Source organism: Jonquetella anthropi DSM 22815 (genome assembly GCF_000237805.1).
Lineage (GTDB): Bacteria > Synergistota > Synergistia > Synergistales > Dethiosulfovibrionaceae > Jonquetella > Jonquetella anthropi.
The window spans coordinates 243491-265374 of sequence record NZ_CM001376.1 but is presented as its reverse complement, the minus strand read 5'-3'; the positions used below and the strand labels follow the sequence as shown (position 1 = coordinate 265374).

Below are 21884 nucleotides of genomic sequence, written 5' to 3'. Positions count from 1 at the left end.
CTGACCGCCCCTCAGGCCCTCAGCGGTGTGATAGATTTAAAAAAACACCGTTCAACAAAACGCCCGAGCGAAGCAAGCTCGAACACACCATCGGAAAGGAGCGGCACGCGATGAACAGAAAGCGAAGAACCGCCATGGCCCCGAACCATATCGAGATCCGCGGGGCGCGGGTTCACAACTTAAAAAACATCGACTTGGATATCCCGCTGGGGAAGCTGGTCGGCATCGCCGGCGTGTCCGGTTCCGGCAAGTCGTCGCTGGCTCTTGGCGTCCTCTACGCCGAGGGAAGCCGCCGCTACTTGGAAGCCCTTTCGGCCTACACGCGCCGGCGAATGACTCAAGCGGCGGAAGCCAAGCTCGAAAGCATCGAGTACGTTCCAGCCGCGCTGGCCCTTCATCAGCGGCCGGCAGTTCCGGGCGTGCGAAGTACCTTCGGCACGTCGACAGAGCTTTTGAATCCCCTGCGGCTCATGTTCTCCCGGCTCGGAAGCCACGTCTGCCCGAACGGGCATCGGCTCGAGCCGTCGGTCAACGTGGCCGCAGAAAAACCGCTCGTCTGCCCGGTCTGCGGCGCGAGCTTCAACGGCCCGAGCGCCGAGGACTTTTCGTTCAACAGCACAGGCGCCTGCCCGACCTGCGGCGGAACCGGCGTTGTGCGGACGGTTGACGAGAGCACACTCGTGCCGGACGAGTCCCTTTCCATCGACGAGGGCGCCGTCGCGCCGTGGAACTCGCTGATGTGGTCCCTGATGACCGACGTGTGCCGCGCGATGGGCGTGCGCACCGACGTCCCGTTCTCCCAGCTGACCGCGCGGGAGCGGGAAATCGTGTTTCACGGCCCGGCGGAAAAGAAGCACATCTTCTACAAAGCCAAGTCAACCAACCAAGCGGGCGAACTCGACTTCACCTACTACAACGCGGTTTACACGGTGGAAAACGCCCTCGCAAAGGTCAAAGACGACAAGGGAATGGGACGGGTCGAAAAGTTTTTAAAAGTGGAGCTCTGCCCGGACTGCGGCGGCTCGCGCTTGGCGCCCCGAGCCCGCACGACCCAGCTCTGCGGCAAGACGCTGGATCAGGCGTCCGCGCTCCCCCTCCGGGAGCTTCTGACGTGGGTATCCTCCGTGCCTGACCTGATGCCCCCAGCGCTTCGCGACATGGCGTCGAGCATTTGCGGACAGTTTCAGCACACCGCCGGGCGGCTGATCGACCTCGGCCTCGGATATTTGTCTCTCGACCGGGACGGGACGACCCTCTCCACTGGCGAGCGCCAGCGCGTCCAGCTGGCCCGGGCGGTACGCAACCGAACAACCGGCGTCCTCTACGTGCTGGACGAACCGTCGATCGGCCTTCACCCGTCCAACATCGACGGCCTGTTGGCTGTCATCAGTGACCTGACATCCCGCGGCAACTCGGTCGTCTTGGTCGACCACGACGCGCGGGTGCTGGCCGCTTCCGACTGGCTGGTCGAGCTGGGGCCGGGAGCCGGCGCTCAGGGCGGGAGAGTTCTGGCTCAGGGAACTGTTGAGGAAATCGAAGCCAATCCCAACTCGATCATCGCCCCGTTCCTCTCCGAGAAGGCCCAAACGCTCCTCCGTCAACGGGTCGGACGCAAAGCCGCCTTCGAGCGCGGGCGAATCAGCCTTTCCACTCTACCGCTTCACACGGTCCGCGCCCTCGATTTGGAAATACCCAAAGGCCGGCTCGTGGCCGTCACCGGCGTTTCAGGTTCCGGCAAAACCACGCTCGTCCTCGAAAGCCTCATTCCGGCCCTGCAGGCGTCCATAGGCGGCGGCAGGCTCCCCGACCATGTCAAAAGTGTCACCGCGCCGGGAATCTCGGGGGTGCACCTGATCGACGCCAATCCCGTCGGCATCAACGTCCGCTCTACAGTGGCGACGTACAGCGGCGCGCTCGACGACCTGAGACGCCTTTACGCGTCGCTCCCGGAAGCCAAAGCCCGAAACCTCAGGATGAACGATTTTTCCTACAACACCGGCTCTCTGCGCTGTCCCGGCTGCGACGGGACAGGCCAAATCACGCTGGACGTGCAGTTCCTGCCCGACGTGGAAATCCTCTGCCCGGACTGCGGCGGATCCCGCTACGGCAAGGAGGCCGACGCGATACGCTACAGCCCGAAGAGCGAAACCGACCGGAGCGTCTCCTTGCCCGAACTGATGAGCCTGACGGTTGACCAGGCAATCGACCTGCTTCGGGACGTGAAAAAAGCGAAGGCCCGGTTAAAAGTCCTCTCCGACGTGGGGCTTGGGTACCTCACCCTAGGCGAGGCCACGCCGACCCTTTCGGGCGGCGAAGCCCAGCGGCTCAAGCTGGCCGCAGAGATGGGCCACCCGCAGGAAGGGACCGTCTTCGTCTTCGACGAGCCGACCATCGGCCTTCACCCGCTCGACGTGGCCCGGCTCCTGAGCGTCTTCCAGCGGCTTCTTGACTCCGGCGCCACAGTCATCGTGATTGAACACGACCTAGACATGATCTGGAACGCCGACTGGGTGATCGACATGGGCCCGGGCGGCGGCGATGACGGCGGCCAAATCGTCGCCTGCGGTACCCCCGAAGAAATCGCCCAAAACGAACACAGCGTCACAGGCAAATATCTCAGGCGTTAAGCCGTAACACCCGCCGCGGCACCCGAAGAGAAAAATTCTGCCCCGCCACGAGCCCCACAGAGCCGGAAGGTCCCGGCCTGTGGGGCTCGTTTTGTCGTGCCGACGGCTCGGCGATAAGCGGCCAAACCTCCGGTCAACGGGATGACTGCCCCGCGCCAGACCGAAAACGCCCTGCCGAGGCCAAGTCCGACTTATCTTATTCTTAAACAATAAATGCCAGATTATTTGTCAATTATTAATTGACAGTTTGTTAAAAAAACATGTTATTCTGACATAAAATTGTCTAAAACTGACAATTAAACTCACGAGGAGGCCCTATCATGAACCCCTTCGCGAAGAAACCGAAGGTATCTCTCACCAACCAGATCTTGATTGCCACCGTTCTTGGATTGGTCCTCGGGCACTTTATCGGCCCGGCGATCGCGCCGATTAAAGTCGTCGGGGATATCTTCCTGCGGCTCATCCAAATGTCCGTGCCGATCATCATTCTCGGCGCAGTCACAGAAGCCGTGGGGTCAATCAACCCCAAGGACTTGGGCAAGCTCGGATTTAAAATCGCGCTCTGGTTCCTGATTCCCACCCTCATTGCCGCGGCTCTCAGGCTCGCCATCGGCTACATTATTCAGCCCGGCGTCGGCCTGCCGGCCATGCAGCTGGAACAGACCGTTCAGCCCTACACGCAGAGCATTACCACCATCATCACCAACTTCTTCCCCACCAACATCATCGACTCGATGGCCAAGGGCTCAATGATTCAGGTCATCGTCTTCGCCATGATGCTCGGCGTCGCCATCAGCCTCATCTCCGCCGAGACTGGCGACACGAAAATTCTGGACTTCGTCAAAGCGCTGAACGTCGCCGTGCTGCGGATCATCAAAATCGTCATGAAGACGGCTCCTCTCGGCGTCGGCGCGCTCATGGCATGGGTTGCCGGATCCCTCGGCTTCCAGATCATCGTCCCGCTGGCCAAATACCTGGGCGGCATGCTGCTTGGCGTCGCCATCATCATGGTTGTCATGATCCTGTTCACCGCAGCGTACGTTCAAGTGAACCCGCTCAAGCTGGCCGCAAAACTCGCCAACATGACCGTCGTCGCCGCGACGACCACATCTTCGGCCATTTCGCTGCCCACCAAGATGAACGACAGCGTCAACAAGCTGGGCGTCAGCGAAAGGATTTCCGGCCTCGTCAACCCGCTGGGCATGGTGCTGAACAGCACCGGACAGGCCATGTTCTTGTCGCTCGCGGCCGTGCTCATCGCCCAGTTCTTTCACATTGACATGCCGCTGCCCCAGATGATTCAGGTCGTCATGCTGGCCACTCTCGCCTGCATGGGAACCCTCGCCGTCCCCGGCGGCGCGCTGGTCATTCTGCCGGGCTCATGCCGTCCCTCGGCCTGCCGCTGGAAGGCATCGCCATCATTGCCGGCGTCGACTGGTTCCGCGGCATGATCACCACGATTCCCAACGTGGACGGCGACGCGCTAGTCTCGCTCATCCTCGCCAAGGACGAAGGCGAATTTAACCGCGACGTTTTTGACGGCAAAATCACCGCCGAGCAGGCCAGCAAGGCCAATAGCTGAAAAGGAGCTCACAAATGAAAATTCTCGTCGCCAACCCCAACAGCTCGACAATCGTCACCGAAGTCATCGCCCGTTCCGCCAAGCGGAAAATCATCAACCCGAACACCCAGATCATCCCGATGAACAACTCCCGGGGAACGGAAAACATCGATTGCGGCTTCGCAGACTATCAGTCAAGCTGGTCGCTGATCCGCGAAATTCTGCAGAAGGTTGAAGAGGAAAAAGTTGACGCCGTCGTGCTGGCCGGATTCGGAAACGTGGGGATCTTCGCCCTGAAAGAGGCTCTCAGCATTCCCGTGCTCAGCATCTCCGAGACGAGCCAGACGATCGCCTGCCTGATGGGCCACAAGTACACCGTTCTGACGGCCATGAAGCAGAACATCCCCCTTCAAGAAGACCTCGTCCGGCTCTTTCGGCTGGAAGGCAAATGCGCCTCAATTCGCGCCATCGATATCAACGTCGAAAAGTGCGTCACCGAAAAAGACAAAGTTCTTCAGCGGCTTAAAGAAGAAATCACCAAGATCGTCGAAGAGGACGGCGCCGAAGTCGTCATTCTCAGCTGCGGCGGGCTCTGCGGGTACGACGAAGAACTCCAGAAGCTCGTCGGCCTGCCGGTCATCGACCCGGTCACGGTCACGGTAAAAATGGCCGAAATGATGGTTGAAACCGGCCTGTGCCACAGCAAAAAACGCAAGTTCGCCAATCCGCCTCAGCCGCTCGCCGAGTACTTCTAACCCCAAGCGCAGCAACTAGGCACAGCACGAAGAACACAGGCCGCCTCCCGGCGGCCCACAGAAAAAGCCAGCGCCCTCAGGGCGCTGGCTTTTTGCAACTCTTTTACCTGCAGGAGCGAAGGCGCTCCTCGGCAAACGCCATCGGGCGGAAATCCACAACCCGATCGTAAGGAATCAACTGGTCGATCATATTCCCGTCGATCCAGAACTTCTGCCAGCGGTTCAGCGACTCCGCATCAACCGCCGCGCTGGGCGTCCACATTCCCTTCGACCGAAAATGGTTAATCACCCGAACGCCTGCCTCAACATCCACCTTTGGCCATTTTTTACGGATCACGCCCGCGCAGTCCGCGCCGTCATGCTCTAAAATCCACGTCGTCGCTCGCTGGAGAGCCAAGGCAAACCGGCCCGCCAAGTTCTTCGAATCGTCCAAAAACTCAGGCGTCCCGTAGTAGACGCTCCACGGCACCGGCCCGCCGTGAACGGTCAAATCGGCGACCACAAACCCGGCGCCGGAAGCCGCGATCTGAGCCGCCAGATCGGGCTGAAGAATGATGAAGTCCCCCAGACCGCCGTTGAACAGCTCCACCAACATCTTGGCGGTGAAGTCGTGAACGAACTGAACTCGGCTCACGTCCGCATCCGACTCGCTCAGGCACCCCTGCACGAACACCGAAGCGCTGGCGCCGTTGCCGCCGGGAACTAGGACCGTCTTGTCTTCAAGGCACTTCCAACTGAACGATGAAAGCTCTTTCCGCGAGGCAACGGCGAACGGACAGCGGGACGCCACCTTGGCGAACGCCTTATAGTTCTTGATCCGATCCATATAGATGAGCGGCACCCAGATACCGCCCTCGACCGCGTGAGCCCGTCCCGAATCGATATCAGCTAGGACCTTAGTCCACGGATCGGGGACGTAGGACTCCACGTCCAAATTGACGTCGGCAAAATATCCCAGCTCCTTCGCCATGTAATGGGGCATGTAGTTCATCGAAACGCCGGTGGACGAAATGAAAAACTTATCCATGGAGACCTCCTGTGTTTGTGAACTCGCAAGCCGTATCAACATGAGCCGATTATAACAGTTGAAAGGGAATGTTTCACTCTCAAACACAAAAAAACGGACATATATTATTCAGCTGTGCCAAATCAATGAAAAATAGGAGACCAGCAGGAAACTGGGAACATTAGAACAAAACCAGGCGGAAATGGGCTGCGTGATCGGCCCTTTGTTGAGCCATTCGCCTCAATTTGATCACACCGCGTCAGAATGACGTTATTGAAGCGGCAATGATCAAATTGAGCCATCTCGTTTTAGCTGCCGCTGGCACTCTGCCAGCAAAACCCATGACCTTTTCAATTCACGCTCTGCTCAAAGAAGAACATAAGAAGCCCCCGGCATAAAGCCGGGAACTTCTTATGATTATCAACTGAGCAAAGTGAGCGCCGCCAATACTCGGCCGCCCGTAAAAGTCACTCGGATCGCCACGCCACAACAACCGTCAAAAAACTGTCAATTGTATTCTCCAACTCGCGCCAAACAACTTCTTGTCAGTCTTCTTGCGATTCGCCATTCCAGCCTCAGTTCCAGCGGTATTTGGTATATCGCCCTCCACCAATTTTGATGATCTTATTTTCCCGCAGCAATTGAGCAAGTGTTCTCTGAATCGTCGCCTGTGCTATATCGGGTAAAGTATCCTGTATTTCAGCTTTCGTGAAGGTTCCAAGTTTACTCCGCACCATATCCACAATACGATCCGCTTTGGAAACCTTCCGTTCCGCTACTAATGCCGTCCGGTCAATAAATTCGCGGTAGGCCGCCACGATCACACCCAGCATGTAGGTGACAAACGGCCGGTAATCGTTTTTCCCTTCATGCCACCCGACTGAGCTGGCAAATAAAGCGTCATAATATTTTTCCTTTGACGTCTCGATCAGCTTTTCAATACTAATATACTTTCCGACAATATAACCATTCTGATATAGCAAAAGAATCGTCAGCAGACGGCTCATGCGGCCGTTTCCATCGGCAAACGGATGGATGCACAAGAAATCAAGAATAAACATCGAAATGACCAAGAGCGGTTCAGCTTCCGAACCAGAGAGGCTTTCCTGATACGCGGCACAAAGTTTTTCGACCGCTTCAGGCGTCTGACATGCCGCGACCGGCTGAAACCGCAATTTTCTCGTGCCATTCGTTTCCACTTCTTCGATTCGGTTGTCTGAAGTCTTCCACGTCCCGCAGAACCGCGCGTCCTCAAACTTAAACAGATCCCGATGAAGCTGAAGGAAAACAGCCGGCTTAATCGGAATATGCTCAAAGCTCTCATGAATCGTCCTCAGGACATCCCGATACCCGGCAATCTCATTCTCGTTCCGGGTGCGAGGTGTCGTTTTCTCCATGACTATTTTTCTCAGCCGTTCTTCAGACGTGAAGACGCCTTCAATCTTGTTCGAGCTCTCTGTACTCTGGATTTTAGCGATATCAACTAAACCCTGCAGGACATCTGCGTGCCGGGAAGCCACTAGTTCCTGCTTGCCTTTATTTTCATAAATGATTGTGATGTACTTGACAATCTGAGAGGTAAACAAGCTCTCACATTTATCTTGATAGGTGTACTCCCGCATTCATACCTCGCCCCTTAATTTGATCATTTTCTCAAACTTTGATGTCGTTATTATGTTCCTGATCAAAATATCGCGTCAAGGGACAATTTGATCAAAAATCGCCGAAATGATGTTATTGAAGTGGCATGATCAAATTGAACATCTTGCCTTGAGGCGTTTCGGTCTGGTTTATGGGTCACGAAAAGTCGAGCTATATAATTAAAAATTAGAAGCTACTATCGAAAAGACGAGCTTTAAGCCTTATAATTGATTGCATCGCTCACATTATCACTCAAAAGAGGTGCCGACGATGAAAATCAGTTACAAGAAATTATGGGTCATGCTGATCGAGCGCGATATAACGAAAGTCGATCTGCGCAAGGCGACCGGCCTGTCTGCCGGGACCATGAGCAAGCTGAACAAAGGCGAAGAAGTCTCGCTGTCCGTCCTTCTGCGCATCTGCGCCTATCTTGGCTGCAACATTGGGGACATCTGCGAGGCCATCCCAATCGAGAGATGATTCCGCCCTTTTGGGCAAACGACAGTCGCGCACTCGCGGCAAATCACCCAACCAATAGAAAGGATAACGGCCATGAATAAACAACAGCTTGCCTCCAAAATTTGGGAATCGGCAAACAAAATGCGTTCAAAGATTGAAGCGAACGAGTATAAAGACTACATCTTGGGCTTCATCTTCTACAAATTTCTTTCCGATAAGGAAGTCAAATACCTGAAAGACGCCGCTGGGACCGACAAAAACATCCCGAGCCTCACCGAAGACGACGCCAGGACGGTCCAAAAGGACATCGGCTACTTCATCGCTTACGAAAACCTTTTTTCAACGTGGATCGCCAAAGGAAAAGACTTCTCCGCCGACGACGTGACAACCGCCCTGCCAGCCTTCAACCGGCTCATCAACAAGTCGCACAAAAAAGTCTTCAGCGGGATCTTCAAAACACTGGAAACCGGCCTGTCCAAACTCGGCGAAACGTCCGGCGCGCGAACCAAAGCGATTCGCGACCTGCTCTACCTCATCAAAGACATCCCCATGGACGGCAAACAGGATTACGACGTCCTTGGCTTCATCTACGAGTATTTAATCAGCAACTTCGCGGCCAACGCCGGCAAGAAGGCCGGTGAATTCTACACGCCCCATGAAGTCTCACTGCTCATGTCCGAAATCGTCGCCCATCACCTCAAAGACCGGCAGGAAATCGAAATTTACGACCCGACGAGCGGCTCCGGCTCTCTGCTCATCAACATCGGCAAGTGCGCCGCCCGGTACATCGGCAGCGAAGATAACATCCTGTACTACGCGCAGGAACTCAAAGAGAACACCTACAATCTCACACGCATGAACCTCGTCATGAGAGGCATCATCCCCGACAACATCACCACGCGGAACGCCGACACCCTCGAAGACGACTGGCCCGATTTTGACGACGACGACCCGACCCGCACCTATAAGCCACTGTACGTCGACGCCGTCGTCTCCAATCCGCCGTACTCACAGGCGTGGAACCCAGTGGGCAAAGAAAACGATCCCCGTTATTCCAACTTTGGCATAGCGCCCAAAGGAAAGGCCGATTACGCCTTCCTGCTCCACGACCTTTTCCACGTCAAACCCGACGGCATCATGACTATCGTTCTGCCGCACGGCGTCCTCTTCCGCGGCGGCGAAGAGGGAACCATACGTAGAAACCTCATCGAGGGGAACTACATTGACGCCGTCATCGGACTGCCCGCCAACATCTTCTTCGGCACCGGCATTCCTACCATCATCATGGTCTTAAAACAGCCGCACGGGCGAGCCAACTACACCGACGTCCTGATCGTCGACGCGTCCAAAGGCTTTGAAAAAGCAGGCAAGAACAACGTCCTGCGCGCCTGCGACATCAAAAAAATCGTCGACGTCGTCACGTCCCGAACGTCCGTCCCCAAGTTCTCCCGCGTCGTCAGCTTGGAAGAAATCCGCGCCAACGACTACAACCTCAACATACCCCGCTACGTCGACTCGTCCGAGCCAGCTGAAAGCTGGGACATCTACGCCTCCATGTTCGGCGGCGTGCCGGAAAGCGAACTCCGTGCCCTTCAGGACTACTGGACCGCCCTCCCGGGCTTGAAAGAAGCGCTCTTCTGCCCGGATAACGACGCGTACTGCCACGTCAACGTCCCGAACGTCAAAGAAGCGGTCATGAACCACCCGTCAGTCGGCGCGTTCATCACCCGGTATCAGGCCGCCTTCAAAGACCTTGAAACGTACCTAACCGCCCAACTGATCGACAAAATGGAAACGCTCAACACCTCCAGCGCGGAAGCCGCCGTCAGCGATCAAATCTTCAGCCTGCTGAGCGGGTTCCCACTCGTCGACAAATACGCCGCGTATCAGCTCCTCCACGACGACTGGAAAGGCATCGCCGTTGACATTGAAATCATCCAGACCGAAGGCCTTGCCGCCATCAAAGGGGTTGACCCCAAGATGATCGTCAGGAAAAAGAACGGCAAAGACGAAGAAATACAGGACGGCTGGACCGGCCATATTCTCCCGTTCGACCTCGTCCAAGAAACCGTACTGGCGGACGAACTGGCCGCCCTCAAGGCAAAAGAAAGCCAGCTGAGCGAACTAGCCGCCGAATACGAAGCCCTGCTTGACGAACTGAGCGAAGAGGAAAAAGAACGGCCGTTCGTCAACGAGGCAAAAGACGCCTTCGTCCCGGCAGAAGTGAAAAAAGCGCTCAAAGACAACGTCGACAACCCCGAAACGCTCGCGGTGCTGAAAAAAGCCGACGCGCTGGCGACAAAAGAAAAGGCGTTAAAAAAGCAGGTTAAAGACGAAAGTGCCGCCCTGCACCTGAGGACAAAAAAGACGATTGAAGGGCTGAGCGACGACGAAGCCCGCAAGCTTTTGAAGCGAAAGTGGATCGACCCGCTCGTCAAGAGCCTGACCGAACTCCCCAACGCGGAGATCCGAAAGCTGACCGCCAGTCTGGAAGCCCTGTGCGCCAAGTACGAAACGACCTTGGCGTCGGTCGAAGGGGAAATCCGCGAGACCGAAACGGCCTTGGCCGGCATGCTGGACGAGCTGCGGGGGAGCGAGTACGACATGAAAGGCATTGCCGAGCTGAAAGCGCTGCTCAAAGGTGAATAGCATGCCAAAAACGACCAAAAGGCCGGCCCTCCGCTTCGCCGGTTTTTCGGGCGAGTGGGAAGAGAGGAAACTGGGAGATATAGGTAAAGCGCGCTCTGGAGTTGGCTTTCCAGATGTTGAACAGGGCGGAACTGAGGGCATCCCATTTTACAAAGTTTCTGACATGAATTTAGTCGGAAACGAAATTGAAATGACCCGATCAAATAATTACGTGACAAATGAACAAATTGAGAAAAAAAGATGGAACCCTGTTGATGACGTCCCAGCGATATTTTTCGCAAAAGTTGGTGCGGCAGTAATGTTAAATCGCAAGCGACTATGCCGCTTTCCATTCCTACTAGATAACAATACTATGGCCTATTCTCTTTATAATGACTATTGGAACATGGAATTTGCGAAGGCCGCTTTTACAAAAATTGATTTCACAAAATTAATACAAGTTGGAGCTTTACCTTCTTATAATTCTGGAGATGTAGAAGACATTAGAGTTATGCTGCCACCCATGAAAGAGCAAAACAAGATTGGCCAATACTTTGCACACCTCGACCATCTCATCGCCCTTCACGAGCGGAAATATTCAAAGCTGATGAACGTGAAGAAGTTCATGCTGGAGAAGATGTTCCCCAAAGACGGTGCCAAAGTACCGGCCCTCCGCTTCGCCGGGTTTTCGAGCGAGTGGGAAGAACGGAAATTAGAAGAAATAGGTACTATCGTAACAGGTTCAACGCCTTCGACAGATATTTCAGAATACTACTCAAGTGATGGAATTCCTTGGGTTACCCCTACTGATATCTTGGAGAACATCACATATAACACAACAAAAAAGTTAAGCGATAAAGGTCAAAAAGTAGGGCGCATTGTTCCACCTAATTCCATATTAGTTACTTGCATTGCAAGTATCGGCAAAAACACAATGCTTGGTACAGTAGGCAGTTGTAATCAACAGATCAATGCCATTATTCCAAATACTCATGAGTATTTTCCTTATTTTTTACTAACAGAGAGTCACCTCTGGTCAGCCTGTATGAAAAAATCTGCTGCGGCTGGAATAATGCAGATTGTTAATCAAAAAGAGTTCTCTGATCAAAAAACTATGGTGCCGAAATTACGTGAGCAAACACAAATTGGAACTTTTTTTGCTACCCTCGACCATCTTCTCTCCCTTCACCGTCAGGAGCTGGAGCGGCTGCAGAACGTCAAAAAGTCGTGCCTCGAAAAGATGTTCGCCTAACCGAGAAAGGAGCTCGCCATGTCATTCAACCAAGAGTCCGATTTTGAAGAAGCGCTGATTCAAACCCTGTCCAAGCACGGTTGGGAAAAGGACGTTTTAACGCACCGGACAGAACAAGAGCTCATTCAGAACTGGGCGAATATCCTTTTTGAAAACAACCGGGGCCGCGACCGGCTGAACAACTGTCCGTTAACCGACGGTGAAATGCGGCAGATCCTGGAGCAGATCGGCGGGCTGAGGACGCCGCTCAAGCTGAACGGCTTCATCAACGGCGGCAGCGTCACCATTATTCGGGACAACAAGGACGACCGGGAGGGATACCGCAAGGAGCGGTCGCTGAAAATCTACGACCGGCGGGAGATTGCCAAGGGACTGAGCCGTTATCAGATCGCCCGACAGCCCCACTTCTTGAGCCACTCGAAGATGTTGAACGACCGGCGGGGTGACTTGACGCTTTTAATCAACGGCATGCCGGTAATCCATATTGAGCTCAAAAAAAGCGGAGTGCCGGTCAGTCAGGCGTGGAATCAAATTGAAAAGTACTCCGGCGAGGGCGTTTTTTCGGGGCTTTTCTCGCTCGTGCAGGTTTTTGTGGCGATGACCCCGGAAGAAACGGTTTACTTTGCCAATCCCGGGCCAGACGGCAAGTTCAACCCAGACTTTTATTTTCACTGGGCGGACTTCGATAACGAGCCGATGAACGATTGGAAGAACGTCGCGTCTTCTCTGCTTTCGATCCCGATGGCTCACCAGCTGATCGGCTTTTACACGGTGGCGGACAATTCGGACGGCGTTCTCAAGGTGATGCGCAGTTATCAGTACTTCGCGGCGAATGCCATTTCCGACAAGGTGACGGGAAACCGCTGGGACGGCGGGCAGCAGCGCGGCGGCTATATTTGGCACACGACCGGGTCGGGCAAGACAATGACGTCGTTTAAGTCCGCTCAGCTGATCGCCTCGTCAAAGGACGCGGACAAGGTGATTTTCCTGATGGACCGAATCGAGCTGGGGACACAGAGCTTAAAGGAATACCGCGGCTTTGCTGGCGAGAGCGAAGAGGTTCAGGCAACGGAGAACACGGGCGCGCTGGTGACAAAGCTCAAGAGCGATAACCCATCGGACACGCTGATTGTGACGTCGATCCAAAAGATGAGCAACATCAAGGACGAGGACGACGGGGGCTTGAATGCGGCCGATTTGGAGCTGATGCGCTCCAAGCATATCGTCTTTATCGTGGACGAGTGTCACCGCTCGACGTTTGGGGATATGCTGGTGACGATTAAGAATTCTTTCCCCAACGCGCTGTTCTTCGGCTTTACCGGCACGCCGATTCAGGATGAGAACCAGAAGAAGATGAACACGACGGCGACGGTATTCGGCAACGAGCTGCACCGGTACAGCATTGCCGACGGGATTCGGGATAAAAACGTGCTGGGGTTTGACCCGTACAAGGTTCTAACCTATAAGGACACAGACCTTCGGAAAGCTGTTGCACTGGAAAAGGCGAAGGCCCGAACGGTTGAGGAAGCGAACGCCGATCCCAAGAAGAGCGCGGTTTTTTACAAGTACATGAACCTTCCGATGGCCGGTTCGTTCGACGAGAAAGGGAACTACGTCAAGGGAATCGAGGACTTTTTGCCCGACAGTCAGTACACCTGCGAGGCTCATCAGTCGATGGTGGTTCAGGATATTTTGGAGAACTGGGCCACGCTGAGCCGAAACGGCAAGTTTCATGCCATCTTGGCGACCGGAAGCATTGCCGAGGCAATTCAGTATTATCGCCGTCTGAAGGCGGTCGAGCCGAAGCTGAAGACCACGGCTCTTTTTGATTCGACGATCGATAACAACGGTGACGGTTTGGACAAGGAAGACGGACTCGTTGAGATCATCACCGACTATAACGAGCGGTACGGGCAGAATTTTACGATTCCGACGTTTAGCAAGATGAAGAAGGATATTGCCGCCCGGCTGGCGCATAAAGCCCCGTACGAGCGGGGTGAGCTGGCGCCGGAGAAACGGCTTGACCTGCTGATCGTGGTTGACCAGATGCTGACCGGGTTCGATTCCAAGTGGATTAATACGTTGTACATGGACAAGGTTCTGAAATACGAGAACATCATTCAGGCGTTTTCTCGGACGAACCGGCTGTTCGGGCCTGAAAAGCCGTTCGGCACGATTCGCTATTACAGAAGGCCTCACACGATGGAACGGCTGATCGCGGCGGCGGTAAAGCTGTATTCAGGCGACAAGCCGCTGGGGCTTTTCGCGGACCGGCTGAACCAGAACCTTGAACACATGAACTCTATTTTTACCCAGATCAAGAACCTGTTTGAAAGCTCTGGAATCGCCAACTTCGAGCGGCTTCCCGAGGAGACGGCCGAGCGCAAGAAGTTCGCGAACCTTTTCAAATTGTTCAATCATTACCTAGAGGCGGCAAAAGTTCAGGGTTTCCAGTGGAACGTTTTGTCGTGCGGCTTCACAGACCCCGATACGGGCGAAGATCGCTGGGTCGACGTCCTGATTGACGAGCGGACCTATATGGTTTTAGTCATCCGATACAAGGAGCTTTTCAGCGGCGGCGGTGACGTCGAGAACGGCGAAGACCTTCCGTATGAGCTTGACGGCCACTTGACGACGATTGACACGGCGACGATCAATACCGATTACATGAACTCGCGCTTTACAAAGTACCTGAAGCTGTTTCATCAGAAGGAAGCGAGCGCAGACCTGCTGAAACAGGCGGAAGAGGAACTTCACAAAACCTTTGCCGAGCTTTCGCAGGAAGAACAAAAGTTCGCTGGGATTTTCCTTCGCGACATTCAGCGGGGCGACGTCGTCCCCGAGGACGGCAAAACGCTGAGAGACTATATTACCGAGTACATGACAAAAGCGAAGGACGCTCAGATTCATCGGTTCGCTGCCCTCTTTGGGCTGGACGAGGGAAAGCTGCGAGACCTGATGGCACAGAAGGTGACTGAGGACAACATCAACAAGTACGGCCGGTTCGCCGCGCTGAAAAAGACGGTGGACAGGGCGAAGGCAACGGAATATTTTGAAGCCCTCACAGGGGAAAAAATTATTCCGCTAAAAATTTCGACGAAGATCGACGTCACGCTTCGTAAATTTATATTGGACGGCGGTTTTGACGTGGAGATGCCCGGCAAGGACTCTTAAAACAAATAACCGAGGTCATCAAGCCTTTGGACTTGATGACCTCGGTTGCTTTTATATGCTCGGCTGAAGCCGGGCCAGACTTCTCATTCAAATCATTCAAGCGACCGCCGGGACGGTCAGCCCCGCGCGGAACTGGTCGCCCTCAAGGGGGCGCGGACCGTTGTATTTGGAGCTCTTCCGCGCCAACGCCATTTTAAAATCTTACTGCCCAAAAACAGCGCCCGCTTCGGCAGGTCATTTCCCCTTCGACCGTTCGCCGCGGCGCGAATAGTTGTCCTCAACATGACGACACAAACAAACGGCTGCGGCGCTGAGTTTTCCCTCGATGTCTTTCTTATCGTTTTTAAAATTAAAAATCCATCCGATAGACGGTCATTTTGAGCCATCGATCTCCCATTTTTGCGAGGAGACGATGCGTCCAACGAATGCCCTTTGTCTTCATGTCATAATAGCCGAGCATGTACCCTTTGCTTGTGACGGTGATCTTGTCGGACCAATTCAAGTCTTGCTCTGGGTCGTTCACACAAAAGAGCACATCGATATCCTTCATCCCCATGTTCTTGAGGACTGTCCGCTTCATCATTTTGAGGCCGCGTTTTCCCACCGCGTCGAAAATTAGACGCCCGCCGGGATATCGTTTTGATAACCTCAAGACTAAGTCCTTTACTTTCTCGGTCTCAAAATAATGAAAGACTCCCGCCGCAAAAAATATGACCCCGTTTGTTCCGTCGACTTCGTTCATCCACTCACAATCTTTTATGTCGGCAGTGATGTTCTTTTCTCTTTCTTCAGCGGGCATCAGGCGCTCCCGAACCGCTATCACATCTGGAAGATCAACGTTCACAATTTTACACGTACCGTTGTCACAAGCTCTTCCTGTGTTATCCAGTCCACACCCAAGATTGACGATAACGGCTTTCGGGTGCAGTTTGAGGTAATCGTTAATTTCCCAAGCCATATCAAGCTGACGCATCGCCGCTTCCAGCGCTCCGAACTCGTGGAAAAGGGTGTCCTTTTTCGCTTCCAGCGGGGAGAAGTCATAGTCCAAGCTCTCACAGAGCGTCTGTGCCGTGGTGTCCGTATAGAGAGTAGGGAATTTTTCCGCACACATCTTTCTGCCGTATAACGGGATAATCAACGTCTCCTGCACGGTGTTCTTTTCAATATGTATTTTTTTCGTTTGCAAGGCACCCCTTTCATATTGTGATAAAGTAACTTTTAAATCTTACACTCTTCGGAAGCGCGCGCCGTGCCTTTTTCAGTTGAACCAATCGACGCCCGCTTCCGCTTGTTTTCACGCCAGCTTCCCAAGGATACAATGAAAACAGGGCTTGAAGCCCTGTTTTCATTATCTGTCATTTTTATTTTATTCCCACTCCACGGTTGCTGGTGGCTTGCTGGTGCAGTCGTAGACTACTCGGTTAATCCCCCGCACTTCGTTGCATATTCTGGTGGAGACCCGGTCAAGAACGCTGTGAGACATTGGGTACCATTCGGCGGTCATGCCGTCGCTGGAGGTGATGGCCCGCAGGGCGCAGACTCGGGCATAGGTCCGCTCGTCGCCCATGACGCCGACGGTGAAAACCGGCAGCAGGACGGCGAAGGCCTGCCAGATTTGGTCGTACAGCCCGGCGGCGCGGATTTCTTCAAGGAAGATGTGGTCGGCCTGACGAAGGACGTTCAGCTTTTCTTTGGTGATGTCGCCCAAGCAGCGGACGGCGAGGCCGGGGCCGGGGAACGGGTGACGGCGGACGATGTTTTCCGGCAGGCCGAGCAGACGGCCGAGGGCGCGGACTTCATCTTTAAACAAGTCGCGGAGCGGCTCGAGCAGGTTCATGTTCATGTCCTGCGGCAGACCGCCGACGTTGTGGTGGCTCTTGATGACGTCGGCGCCTTTGCGGGCCCCGCTTTCGATAACGTCCGGGTACAGGGTGCCCTGCAGGAGCCAGCGGGCGCCTTTGATTTTCCGCGCCTGATCTTCAAAAACCCTGATGAAGGTTTCGCCGATGATTTTGCGCTTCCGCTCCGGCTCGATGACGCCGGTGAGGGCTGAGAGGAACTGCTCCGACGCGTCGACGTAGTGGACGTTCAGCTTCATCTGCTTGTAGCTTTCCAGCACTTCTTCAGCTTCGTTCTGGCGCAGGAGTCCGTTGTTGACAAAGATGCACTCGAGCCGATCGCCGATGGCGCGGCTGACAAGCGCGGCGGCAACGGACGAGTCGACGCCGCCGGAGAGGCCGCAGATGACTTTATCATTCCCGACTTTAGCGTCGATGTCGGCCTGAGCGATGCTGATCCAGTCGCCGAGCTGCCAGTCGCCTTTGCAGCCGCAGATGTCGTAGATGAAGTTGTGAAGCATTTTTTCGCCGCCCTGGGTGTGAGCCACTTCAGGGTGGTACTGCAGGGCGTTGAAGCGGCCGTCTTTGCTGCGGAAACCGGCGACGACGCCGTCGTCCGATTGGGCGGTGAGGACAAAGTCTGGCGGAATTTTTTCCACGTCGTCGCCGTGGCTCATCCACACTTGGAACGAGTCGGGCAGGCCGGCGAAGATGGCGCACGATTTGTCCTGAATGCTGACATGTCCTCTGCCGTACTCGCGGGCTTTTGAGCGGCGGACGACGCCGCCGAACAGGCGCGCCATGAGCTGCATGCCGTAGCAGACGCCGAGGATCGGGACGCCGAGGTAGAAGAAGCCGTCGGGAACCCGAGGCGAGCCTTGGTCAAGGACGCTTTTGGGGCCGCCGGAGATGATGAGCCCTTTGGGCTGGCGGCTTTTGACTTCGTCTAAGGTGCAGCCGGCCGGTATGATTTCACTGTGCACGTGCATTTCCCGTATTCTTCGCGCGATGAGCTGGGTGAACTGGGAGCCGCAGTCGATGATGACGATGTTTTCCATGAGACGAACACTTCCCTCCAGAGCCGGAGTTCTCCGACCGAAAGATGTTTTTATTATATCCTGACTGGGCTGGCTGTGACAGGTGGATCTTCATTTCCTGCGGCGGTTTTGCGGCTTTTCTTCCGAGCTCCGAAAAGAGCCAGAACGTCGTTTCTCCCTCTTGATATTCCGGCCCCACTTTCCTATGCTGATCAAGGGCGTTTCACAACTTTTCGACTGGAGGGGAGAAACATGGAGTATCGGTTGGCCCGCCCGGAAGACCTGCCGGGCGTTGCGGAACTGCAGAAGAAGTATCACGTGAGCACCATTTCACCGGAGGATAAGCCGAACGGTTTTGTGACCACTCTGTTTTCGGAGGATCAGTTCAAGTCGCTGATGAGCCAAGAGCACGGGCTGTCGGTGGCTGTGGACGGCCGGCGGGTCGTGGCCTACGCGATGGCGGCATCGTGGGATTATTGGAAGGTCTGGCCGCTGTTCGCCCACATGATCGCCGATCTGCCGTCGGTGACTTATCTGGGCCGACAGCTGGACACGAAGAACTCGTACCAGTACGGGCCGGTGTGCGTTGACGCTCCTTACCGTGGGACAGACGTTTTGCCGAATATTTTCGAGTTCTCCCGCCGCGAGATGGCGAAGCGCTTTCCCGTGCTGATTACGTTCATCAATCAGGTGAACCCTCGGTCGCTGGCGGCTCATACCCGCAAGCTGGGTCTTGAGATCATCAAGCCGTTCGACTTCAACAACCAGCACTATTACGAGCTGGGATACGATACGAGCCGGCCTATGGCGGCCGCGACGCTGGCATAACTGACAAAAAGCAAGGGCTCCCGAGCATATCATATGCCCGAGAGCCCTGTTTTTTTGCGGTTACTTTCCGACTGGGGGAATGACTTTGACGCCGCCCATATAGGGAACGAGCGCGTCGGGGATGACGACCGAGCCGTCTTCCTGCTGGTAGTTTTCGATGACCGCAAGGACCGCCCGGCCGATGGCCAGCCCGCTGCCGTTGAGGCTGTGCGGATAGCGAAGCTTTCCGCCGCCGGCGGGCCGGTAGCGGCAGTTCATCCGGCGGGTCTGGAAGTCCTCGCAGTTGCTGCAGGAGCTGATCTCGCGGTAGCAGTTCTGGGACGGGAGCCACACTTCCACGTCGTAGGTCTTGGCGGAGCCGAACCCGATGTCACCCGAGCAGAGGACGATGACCCGATACGGCAACCCGAGCCCCTGAAGGACCGATTCGGCGTCGGCCGTGAGCTTTTCCAGTTCGTCATAGCTGGTCTCCGGGGTGCAGAGCTTAACCATTTCGACTTTGTCAAACTGGTGAAGCCGCATGATGCCCCGAACGTCCTTGCCGTAGCTGCCGGCCTCGCGGCGGAAGCAGGGCGTGTAGGCGGTCATGTACATCGGCAGGTCGTCTTCTGAAAGGGTTTCGCCGCTGTGCAGGTTGGTGAGCGGGACTTCTGCCGTGGGAATGAGCCACAGCGGTACGTCGTCGTCGCCGCCGATTTTGTAGAGGTCTTCGGCGAACTTTGGCAGCTGCCCTGTGCCGGTCATGGTCTCTGTGGACACCATAAGGGGAACGTTATACTCGGTGTAGCCCTGCTTCAGGCAGTGCAAGTCCAGCATGTAGTTGGCCATGGCGCGTTCCAGCCGAGCGCCCAGCCCGCTGAGGACGGTAAACCGGCTGCCGGCCAGCTTGACGCCCCGCTCGCTGTCGATGGTACCGGTGAGCTCGCCGATGTCCCAGTGCGCTTTGGGCTCGAAGCTGAACTTTTTAGGCTCGCCCCAGCGGCGGACTTCGACGTTTTCCCGCTCGTCGGCGCCAAGCGGAACCGTTTCGTGGAGCTTGTTGGGGATCTCTAAGAGTTTGCGGCCGATTTCGGTGTCCACGTCGGCCAATTTGTCGTCCAGCTCTTTGACCTGCTCGCCCAGCTCTTTCATCTTTTCCATCAGGGCGGCCGCGTCGGCGCCGCTCTTTTTGGCCATGGCGACGGCTTTGGAACCTTCGTTCCGGCGGGCTTTGAGCTCTTCAGACTGCCCCAGTATGTCCCGACGCTGGCCGTCCAGCGCCAAGATGGCGTCCAAGTCAACGGTGCTGTGCCGGGCTTTGAGCCACGCCCGAACTTGGTCGGTCTGCTCTCTGATGACTTTCAGGTCTAGCATTGCTTTTCCACCTCCCGATCGCTGCGGATCTGACGCAGCAGCGACACCATTTCAATGGCCGCGACGGCGGCTTCGCTTCCCTTGTTGCCTGCCTTGCTGCCCGAGCGAAGAAGGGCCTGTTCGAGGTTTTCGGTCGTCAGCACGCCCAAGGTGACGGGAACGCGCTGTTTGAGCCCCACGCCGGCCAAGCCTTTTGACATTTCGGCGGACACGTATTCAAAGTGCGGCGTGTCGCCCCGAATGACCGCGCCCAAGGCAATGATGGCGTCATAGGTGCCGCGCAGGGCGATTTCCTCCACCACCAGCGGCAGTTCCCACGCGCCCGGAACCCAGTACACGTCCACGCCTCTCAGGTTGACGCCGTGACGCGACAGGGCGTCCTTGGCCCCTTCAAGCAGCTTGCTGCCGATGAGCTCGTTAAACCGGGACACCACGATGGCGTACCGCTCGTCGCTTCCTGTGAGGTTGCCCTGAAACACTCTCATTGGTCTCTCTCCTTTTCGCCGTCGGACAGGTGAAGCAGGTGACCCATCCTGTCTTCTTTGGTCGTCATATATTTTTTATTATAGCGGTTCGGCTCGATTTCGAGGGGCACCCGCTCGACCACTTCCAAGCCGTGGCCCTGCAAGCCGACGATTTTCGCCGGGTTGTTGGTCAAAAGCCTCAGCTTAGTGATTCCTAAGTCTTTGAGGATCTGGGCGCCGACGCCGTAGTCCCGCAGGTCGGGCTTGTGGCCCAGCGCCAAGTTGGCGTCTACCGTGTCCAGTCCTTTTTCCTGAAGCTCATAGGCGCGCAGTTTTTCCACCAAGCCGATGCCGCGCCCTTCCTGCCGCATGTAGAGCACAACGCCGTAGCCGGCGCGCTCCACCATGGACATGGCCGCGTGAAGCTGAGGGCCGCAGTCGCACCGCAGCGAGCCGAAGACGTCGCCGGTCATGCACTCGGAGTGAACGCGGACCAACGGCGCGTCTTCCTTCGACAGGTCTCCCTTGACGAGGGCAATGTGAACCCGGTCCGGATCCGCTTCGAGCTGGCTTCTGTACGCGATGGCGGCAAAGTCACCCCACGCGGACGGGAGGTGAACCGACGCGACTCGCTCGATGAGCTTTGTGCGGGCCACCCGCCACGCGATCAGCCTGCTCAGCTCGAGGACCGGCGCGCCCAACTGCTTTGCCGCTTCTTCGGCTTCGGCCAGCGGCGCCGGTGAGCCGGAACGGGTACGGACCGGGACGAAGACGCCCGCGCCAAACCCGGCCAGTTCGGCGAGGTCGCTTGCCGCCTCGGCAAACGACGCCCGACGGACGACGCCGCCCGGACGGGCGACCAGCGGCCTGACGCGGCCGGGACGAAGCAGCGCACCCGCCGGCGTCGACTCGTCGGCCAAGACGTGGGCCACGTCGGTTTCGTACTGGCGGGTCGGCATCTCCGGCGCGAGGGCGAGGTCAAACGACTCGGCGAACCACGCGCCGCCCTTGCTGGCCTTGACGACTGCCAACCCAAGCCGAGACGCCGTCGGTTCGCTGAGGACGAAGAACGGGTCGCTGAACCCAAAGGAGGAGGCGGCGATCAGTTTCTCAGCCGTCAGAGTTCCGGCCGGCAGGACAAACGCGCCCGTGTCGCCCTCGCCGGATCCTTCAGTCACCAGCACCGCGCCGCCGGAGCGCAGCGCGTCCCGGGCCCGAGTTATTTCGGCGCTTTCGCCGCCGGTTCGTTGGTTGTTCACCG

General features: G+C 56.0%; 16 protein-coding genes. 9 read left to right on the top strand and 7 right to left on the bottom strand.

The features are described 5' to 3' along the window. Positions 1-110 precede the first annotated feature (110 nt). The 4 genes from JONANDRAFT_RS01175 to JONANDRAFT_RS01165 all read left to right on the top strand — a co-directional run bounded on the left by JONANDRAFT_RS01175 (position 111) and on the right by JONANDRAFT_RS01165 (position 4943). Positions 111-2627, top strand: a complete 2517-nt coding sequence (locus JONANDRAFT_RS01175; RefSeq protein WP_008522452.1) for an excinuclease ABC subunit UvrA — start codon at positions 111-113, stop codon at positions 2625-2627. A gap of 320 nt (positions 2628-2947) precedes the next feature. Then, on the top strand, positions 2948-4078 hold the full coding sequence (locus JONANDRAFT_RS01170) for a dicarboxylate/amino acid:cation symporter (protein WP_021775716.1): 1131 nt from the start codon (positions 2948-2950) through the stop codon (positions 4076-4078). Further along, positions 4009-4209 carry a cation:dicarboxylate symporter family transporter gene (locus JONANDRAFT_RS08440; protein ID WP_196792681.1) on the top strand — a complete coding sequence of 67 codons (201 nt, stop codon included), beginning with the start codon at positions 4009-4011 and terminating at the stop codon, positions 4207-4209. Before JONANDRAFT_RS01170 ends, JONANDRAFT_RS08440 begins: the two co-directional genes overlap by 70 nt. 14 nt (positions 4210-4223) lie before the next feature. After that, on the top strand, positions 4224-4943 hold the full coding sequence (locus tag JONANDRAFT_RS01165; RefSeq protein WP_008522449.1) for an aspartate/glutamate racemase family protein: 720 nt from the start codon (positions 4224-4226) through the stop codon (positions 4941-4943). A gap of 103 nt (positions 4944-5046) precedes the next feature. Here JONANDRAFT_RS01165 and JONANDRAFT_RS01160 read toward each other — a convergent pair whose 3' ends face one another. Together JONANDRAFT_RS01160 and JONANDRAFT_RS01155 are read right to left on the bottom strand one after the other, a co-directional pair. Next, positions 5047-5970: an ABC transporter substrate-binding protein gene (locus JONANDRAFT_RS01160; protein WP_035786679.1), complete on the bottom strand. Its 924-nt coding sequence runs from the start codon at positions 5968-5970 to the stop codon at positions 5047-5049. 554 nt (positions 5971-6524) lie between these two features. Continuing rightward, complete coding sequence (locus JONANDRAFT_RS01155; RefSeq protein ID WP_008522447.1) at positions 6525-7571, bottom strand: Fic family protein; 1047 nt, start codon at positions 7569-7571, stop codon at positions 6525-6527. A 289-nt stretch (positions 7572-7860) separates the two neighbouring features. Here JONANDRAFT_RS01155 and JONANDRAFT_RS01150 point away from each other — a divergent pair, with 289 nt between their 5' ends. The 4 genes from JONANDRAFT_RS01150 to JONANDRAFT_RS01135 all read left to right on the top strand — a co-directional run bounded on the left by JONANDRAFT_RS01150 (position 7861) and on the right by JONANDRAFT_RS01135 (position 15103). Further along, positions 7861-8070, top strand: a complete 210-nt coding sequence (locus JONANDRAFT_RS01150) for a helix-turn-helix domain-containing protein (RefSeq protein WP_008522153.1) — start codon at positions 7861-7863, stop codon at positions 8068-8070. A gap of 72 nt (positions 8071-8142) precedes the next feature. Further along, positions 8143-10698: a type I restriction-modification system subunit M gene (locus JONANDRAFT_RS01145; RefSeq protein ID WP_008522446.1), complete on the top strand. Its 2556-nt coding sequence runs from the start codon at positions 8143-8145 to the stop codon at positions 10696-10698. A 1-nt stretch (position 10699) separates the two neighbouring features. After that, a complete protein-coding gene (locus tag JONANDRAFT_RS07970; RefSeq protein ID WP_008522445.1) occupies positions 10700-11929 on the top strand; it encodes a restriction endonuclease subunit S in 1230 nt (409 codons plus the stop codon). Positions 11930-11947: 18 nt separating this feature from the next. Then, the gene (locus tag JONANDRAFT_RS01135) at positions 11948-15103 is read left to right on the top strand and encodes a type I restriction endonuclease subunit R (RefSeq protein ID WP_008522444.1); all 3156 of its coding nucleotides are present in this window, start codon (positions 11948-11950) and stop codon (positions 15101-15103) included. 349 nt (positions 15104-15452) lie between these two features. Here the strand turns inward: JONANDRAFT_RS01135 and JONANDRAFT_RS01130 are convergent, their stop codons facing one another. Beyond that, positions 15453-16289 carry a class I SAM-dependent methyltransferase gene (locus JONANDRAFT_RS01130; protein WP_008522442.1) on the bottom strand — a complete coding sequence of 279 codons (837 nt, stop codon included), beginning with the start codon at positions 16287-16289 and terminating at the stop codon, positions 15453-15455. Positions 16290-16469: 180 nt separating this feature from the next. Then, a complete protein-coding gene (gene guaA / locus JONANDRAFT_RS01125) occupies positions 16470-17999 on the bottom strand; it encodes a glutamine-hydrolyzing GMP synthase (RefSeq protein WP_008522441.1) in 1530 nt (509 codons plus the stop codon). Positions 18000-18230: 231 nt separating this feature from the next. On the opposite strand from guaA, the gene JONANDRAFT_RS01120 reads away from it, so the two are divergent. Further along, positions 18231-18806 carry a GNAT family N-acetyltransferase gene (locus JONANDRAFT_RS01120; RefSeq protein WP_008522135.1) on the top strand — a complete coding sequence of 192 codons (576 nt, stop codon included), beginning with the start codon at positions 18231-18233 and terminating at the stop codon, positions 18804-18806. Between the two features lie 60 nt (positions 18807-18866). On the opposite strand, the gene serS is transcribed toward JONANDRAFT_RS01120, so the two are convergent. Genes serS through ribA form a run of 3 tightly spaced genes read right to left on the bottom strand, consistent with a single transcriptional unit; the run spans position 18867 to position 21882 of the window. After that, positions 18867-20159, bottom strand: a complete 1293-nt coding sequence (serS, locus tag JONANDRAFT_RS01115) for a serine--tRNA ligase (RefSeq protein ID WP_008522133.1) — start codon at positions 20157-20159, stop codon at positions 18867-18869. Beyond that, positions 20153-20644, bottom strand: coding sequence for a 6,7-dimethyl-8-ribityllumazine synthase (gene ribH / locus JONANDRAFT_RS01110; RefSeq protein WP_008522131.1), 492 nt, complete (start codon positions 20642-20644; stop codon positions 20153-20155). Before ribH ends, serS begins: the two co-directional genes overlap by 7 nt. Then, the gene (ribA, locus tag JONANDRAFT_RS01105; RefSeq protein WP_008522440.1) at positions 20641-21882 is read right to left on the bottom strand and encodes a GTP cyclohydrolase II; all 1242 of its coding nucleotides are present in this window, start codon (positions 21880-21882) and stop codon (positions 20641-20643) included. Before ribA ends, ribH begins: the two co-directional genes overlap by 4 nt. Positions 21883-21884 lie beyond the last annotated feature (2 nt).

Excerpts from the sequence above, each read along its gene's own strand:
- JONANDRAFT_RS01175 (WP_008522452.1), top strand. The coding sequence starts at position 111 with ATGAACAGAAAGCGAAGAACCGCCATGGCCCCGAACCATATCGAGATC.
- JONANDRAFT_RS01170 (WP_021775716.1), top strand. The coding sequence starts at position 2,948 with ATGAACCCCTTCGCGAAGAAACCGAAGGTATCTCTCACCAACCAGATC.
- JONANDRAFT_RS08440 (WP_196792681.1), top strand. The coding sequence starts at position 4,009 with ATGCCGTCCCTCGGCCTGCCGCTGGAAGGCATCGCCATCATTGCCGGC.
- JONANDRAFT_RS01165 (WP_008522449.1), top strand. The coding sequence starts at position 4,224 with ATGAAAATTCTCGTCGCCAACCCCAACAGCTCGACAATCGTCACCGAA.
- JONANDRAFT_RS01160 (WP_035786679.1), bottom strand. The coding sequence starts at position 5,970 with ATGGATAAGTTTTTCATTTCGTCCACCGGCGTTTCGATGAACTACATG.
- JONANDRAFT_RS01155 (WP_008522447.1), bottom strand. The coding sequence starts at position 7,571 with ATGCGGGAGTACACCTATCAAGATAAATGTGAGAGCTTGTTTACCTCT.
- JONANDRAFT_RS01150 (WP_008522153.1), top strand. The coding sequence starts at position 7,861 with ATGAAAATCAGTTACAAGAAATTATGGGTCATGCTGATCGAGCGCGAT.
- JONANDRAFT_RS01145 (WP_008522446.1), top strand. The coding sequence starts at position 8,143 with ATGAATAAACAACAGCTTGCCTCCAAAATTTGGGAATCGGCAAACAAA.
- JONANDRAFT_RS07970 (WP_008522445.1), top strand. The coding sequence starts at position 10,700 with ATGCCAAAAACGACCAAAAGGCCGGCCCTCCGCTTCGCCGGTTTTTCG.
- JONANDRAFT_RS01135 (WP_008522444.1), top strand. The coding sequence starts at position 11,948 with ATGTCATTCAACCAAGAGTCCGATTTTGAAGAAGCGCTGATTCAAACC.
- guaA (WP_008522441.1), bottom strand. The coding sequence starts at position 17,999 with ATGGAAAACATCGTCATCATCGACTGCGGCTCCCAGTTCACCCAGCTC.
- JONANDRAFT_RS01120 (WP_008522135.1), top strand. The coding sequence starts at position 18,231 with ATGGAGTATCGGTTGGCCCGCCCGGAAGACCTGCCGGGCGTTGCGGAA.
- serS (WP_008522133.1), bottom strand. The coding sequence starts at position 20,159 with ATGCTAGACCTGAAAGTCATCAGAGAGCAGACCGACCAAGTTCGGGCG.
- ribH (WP_008522131.1), bottom strand. The coding sequence starts at position 20,644 with ATGAGAGTGTTTCAGGGCAACCTCACAGGAAGCGACGAGCGGTACGCC.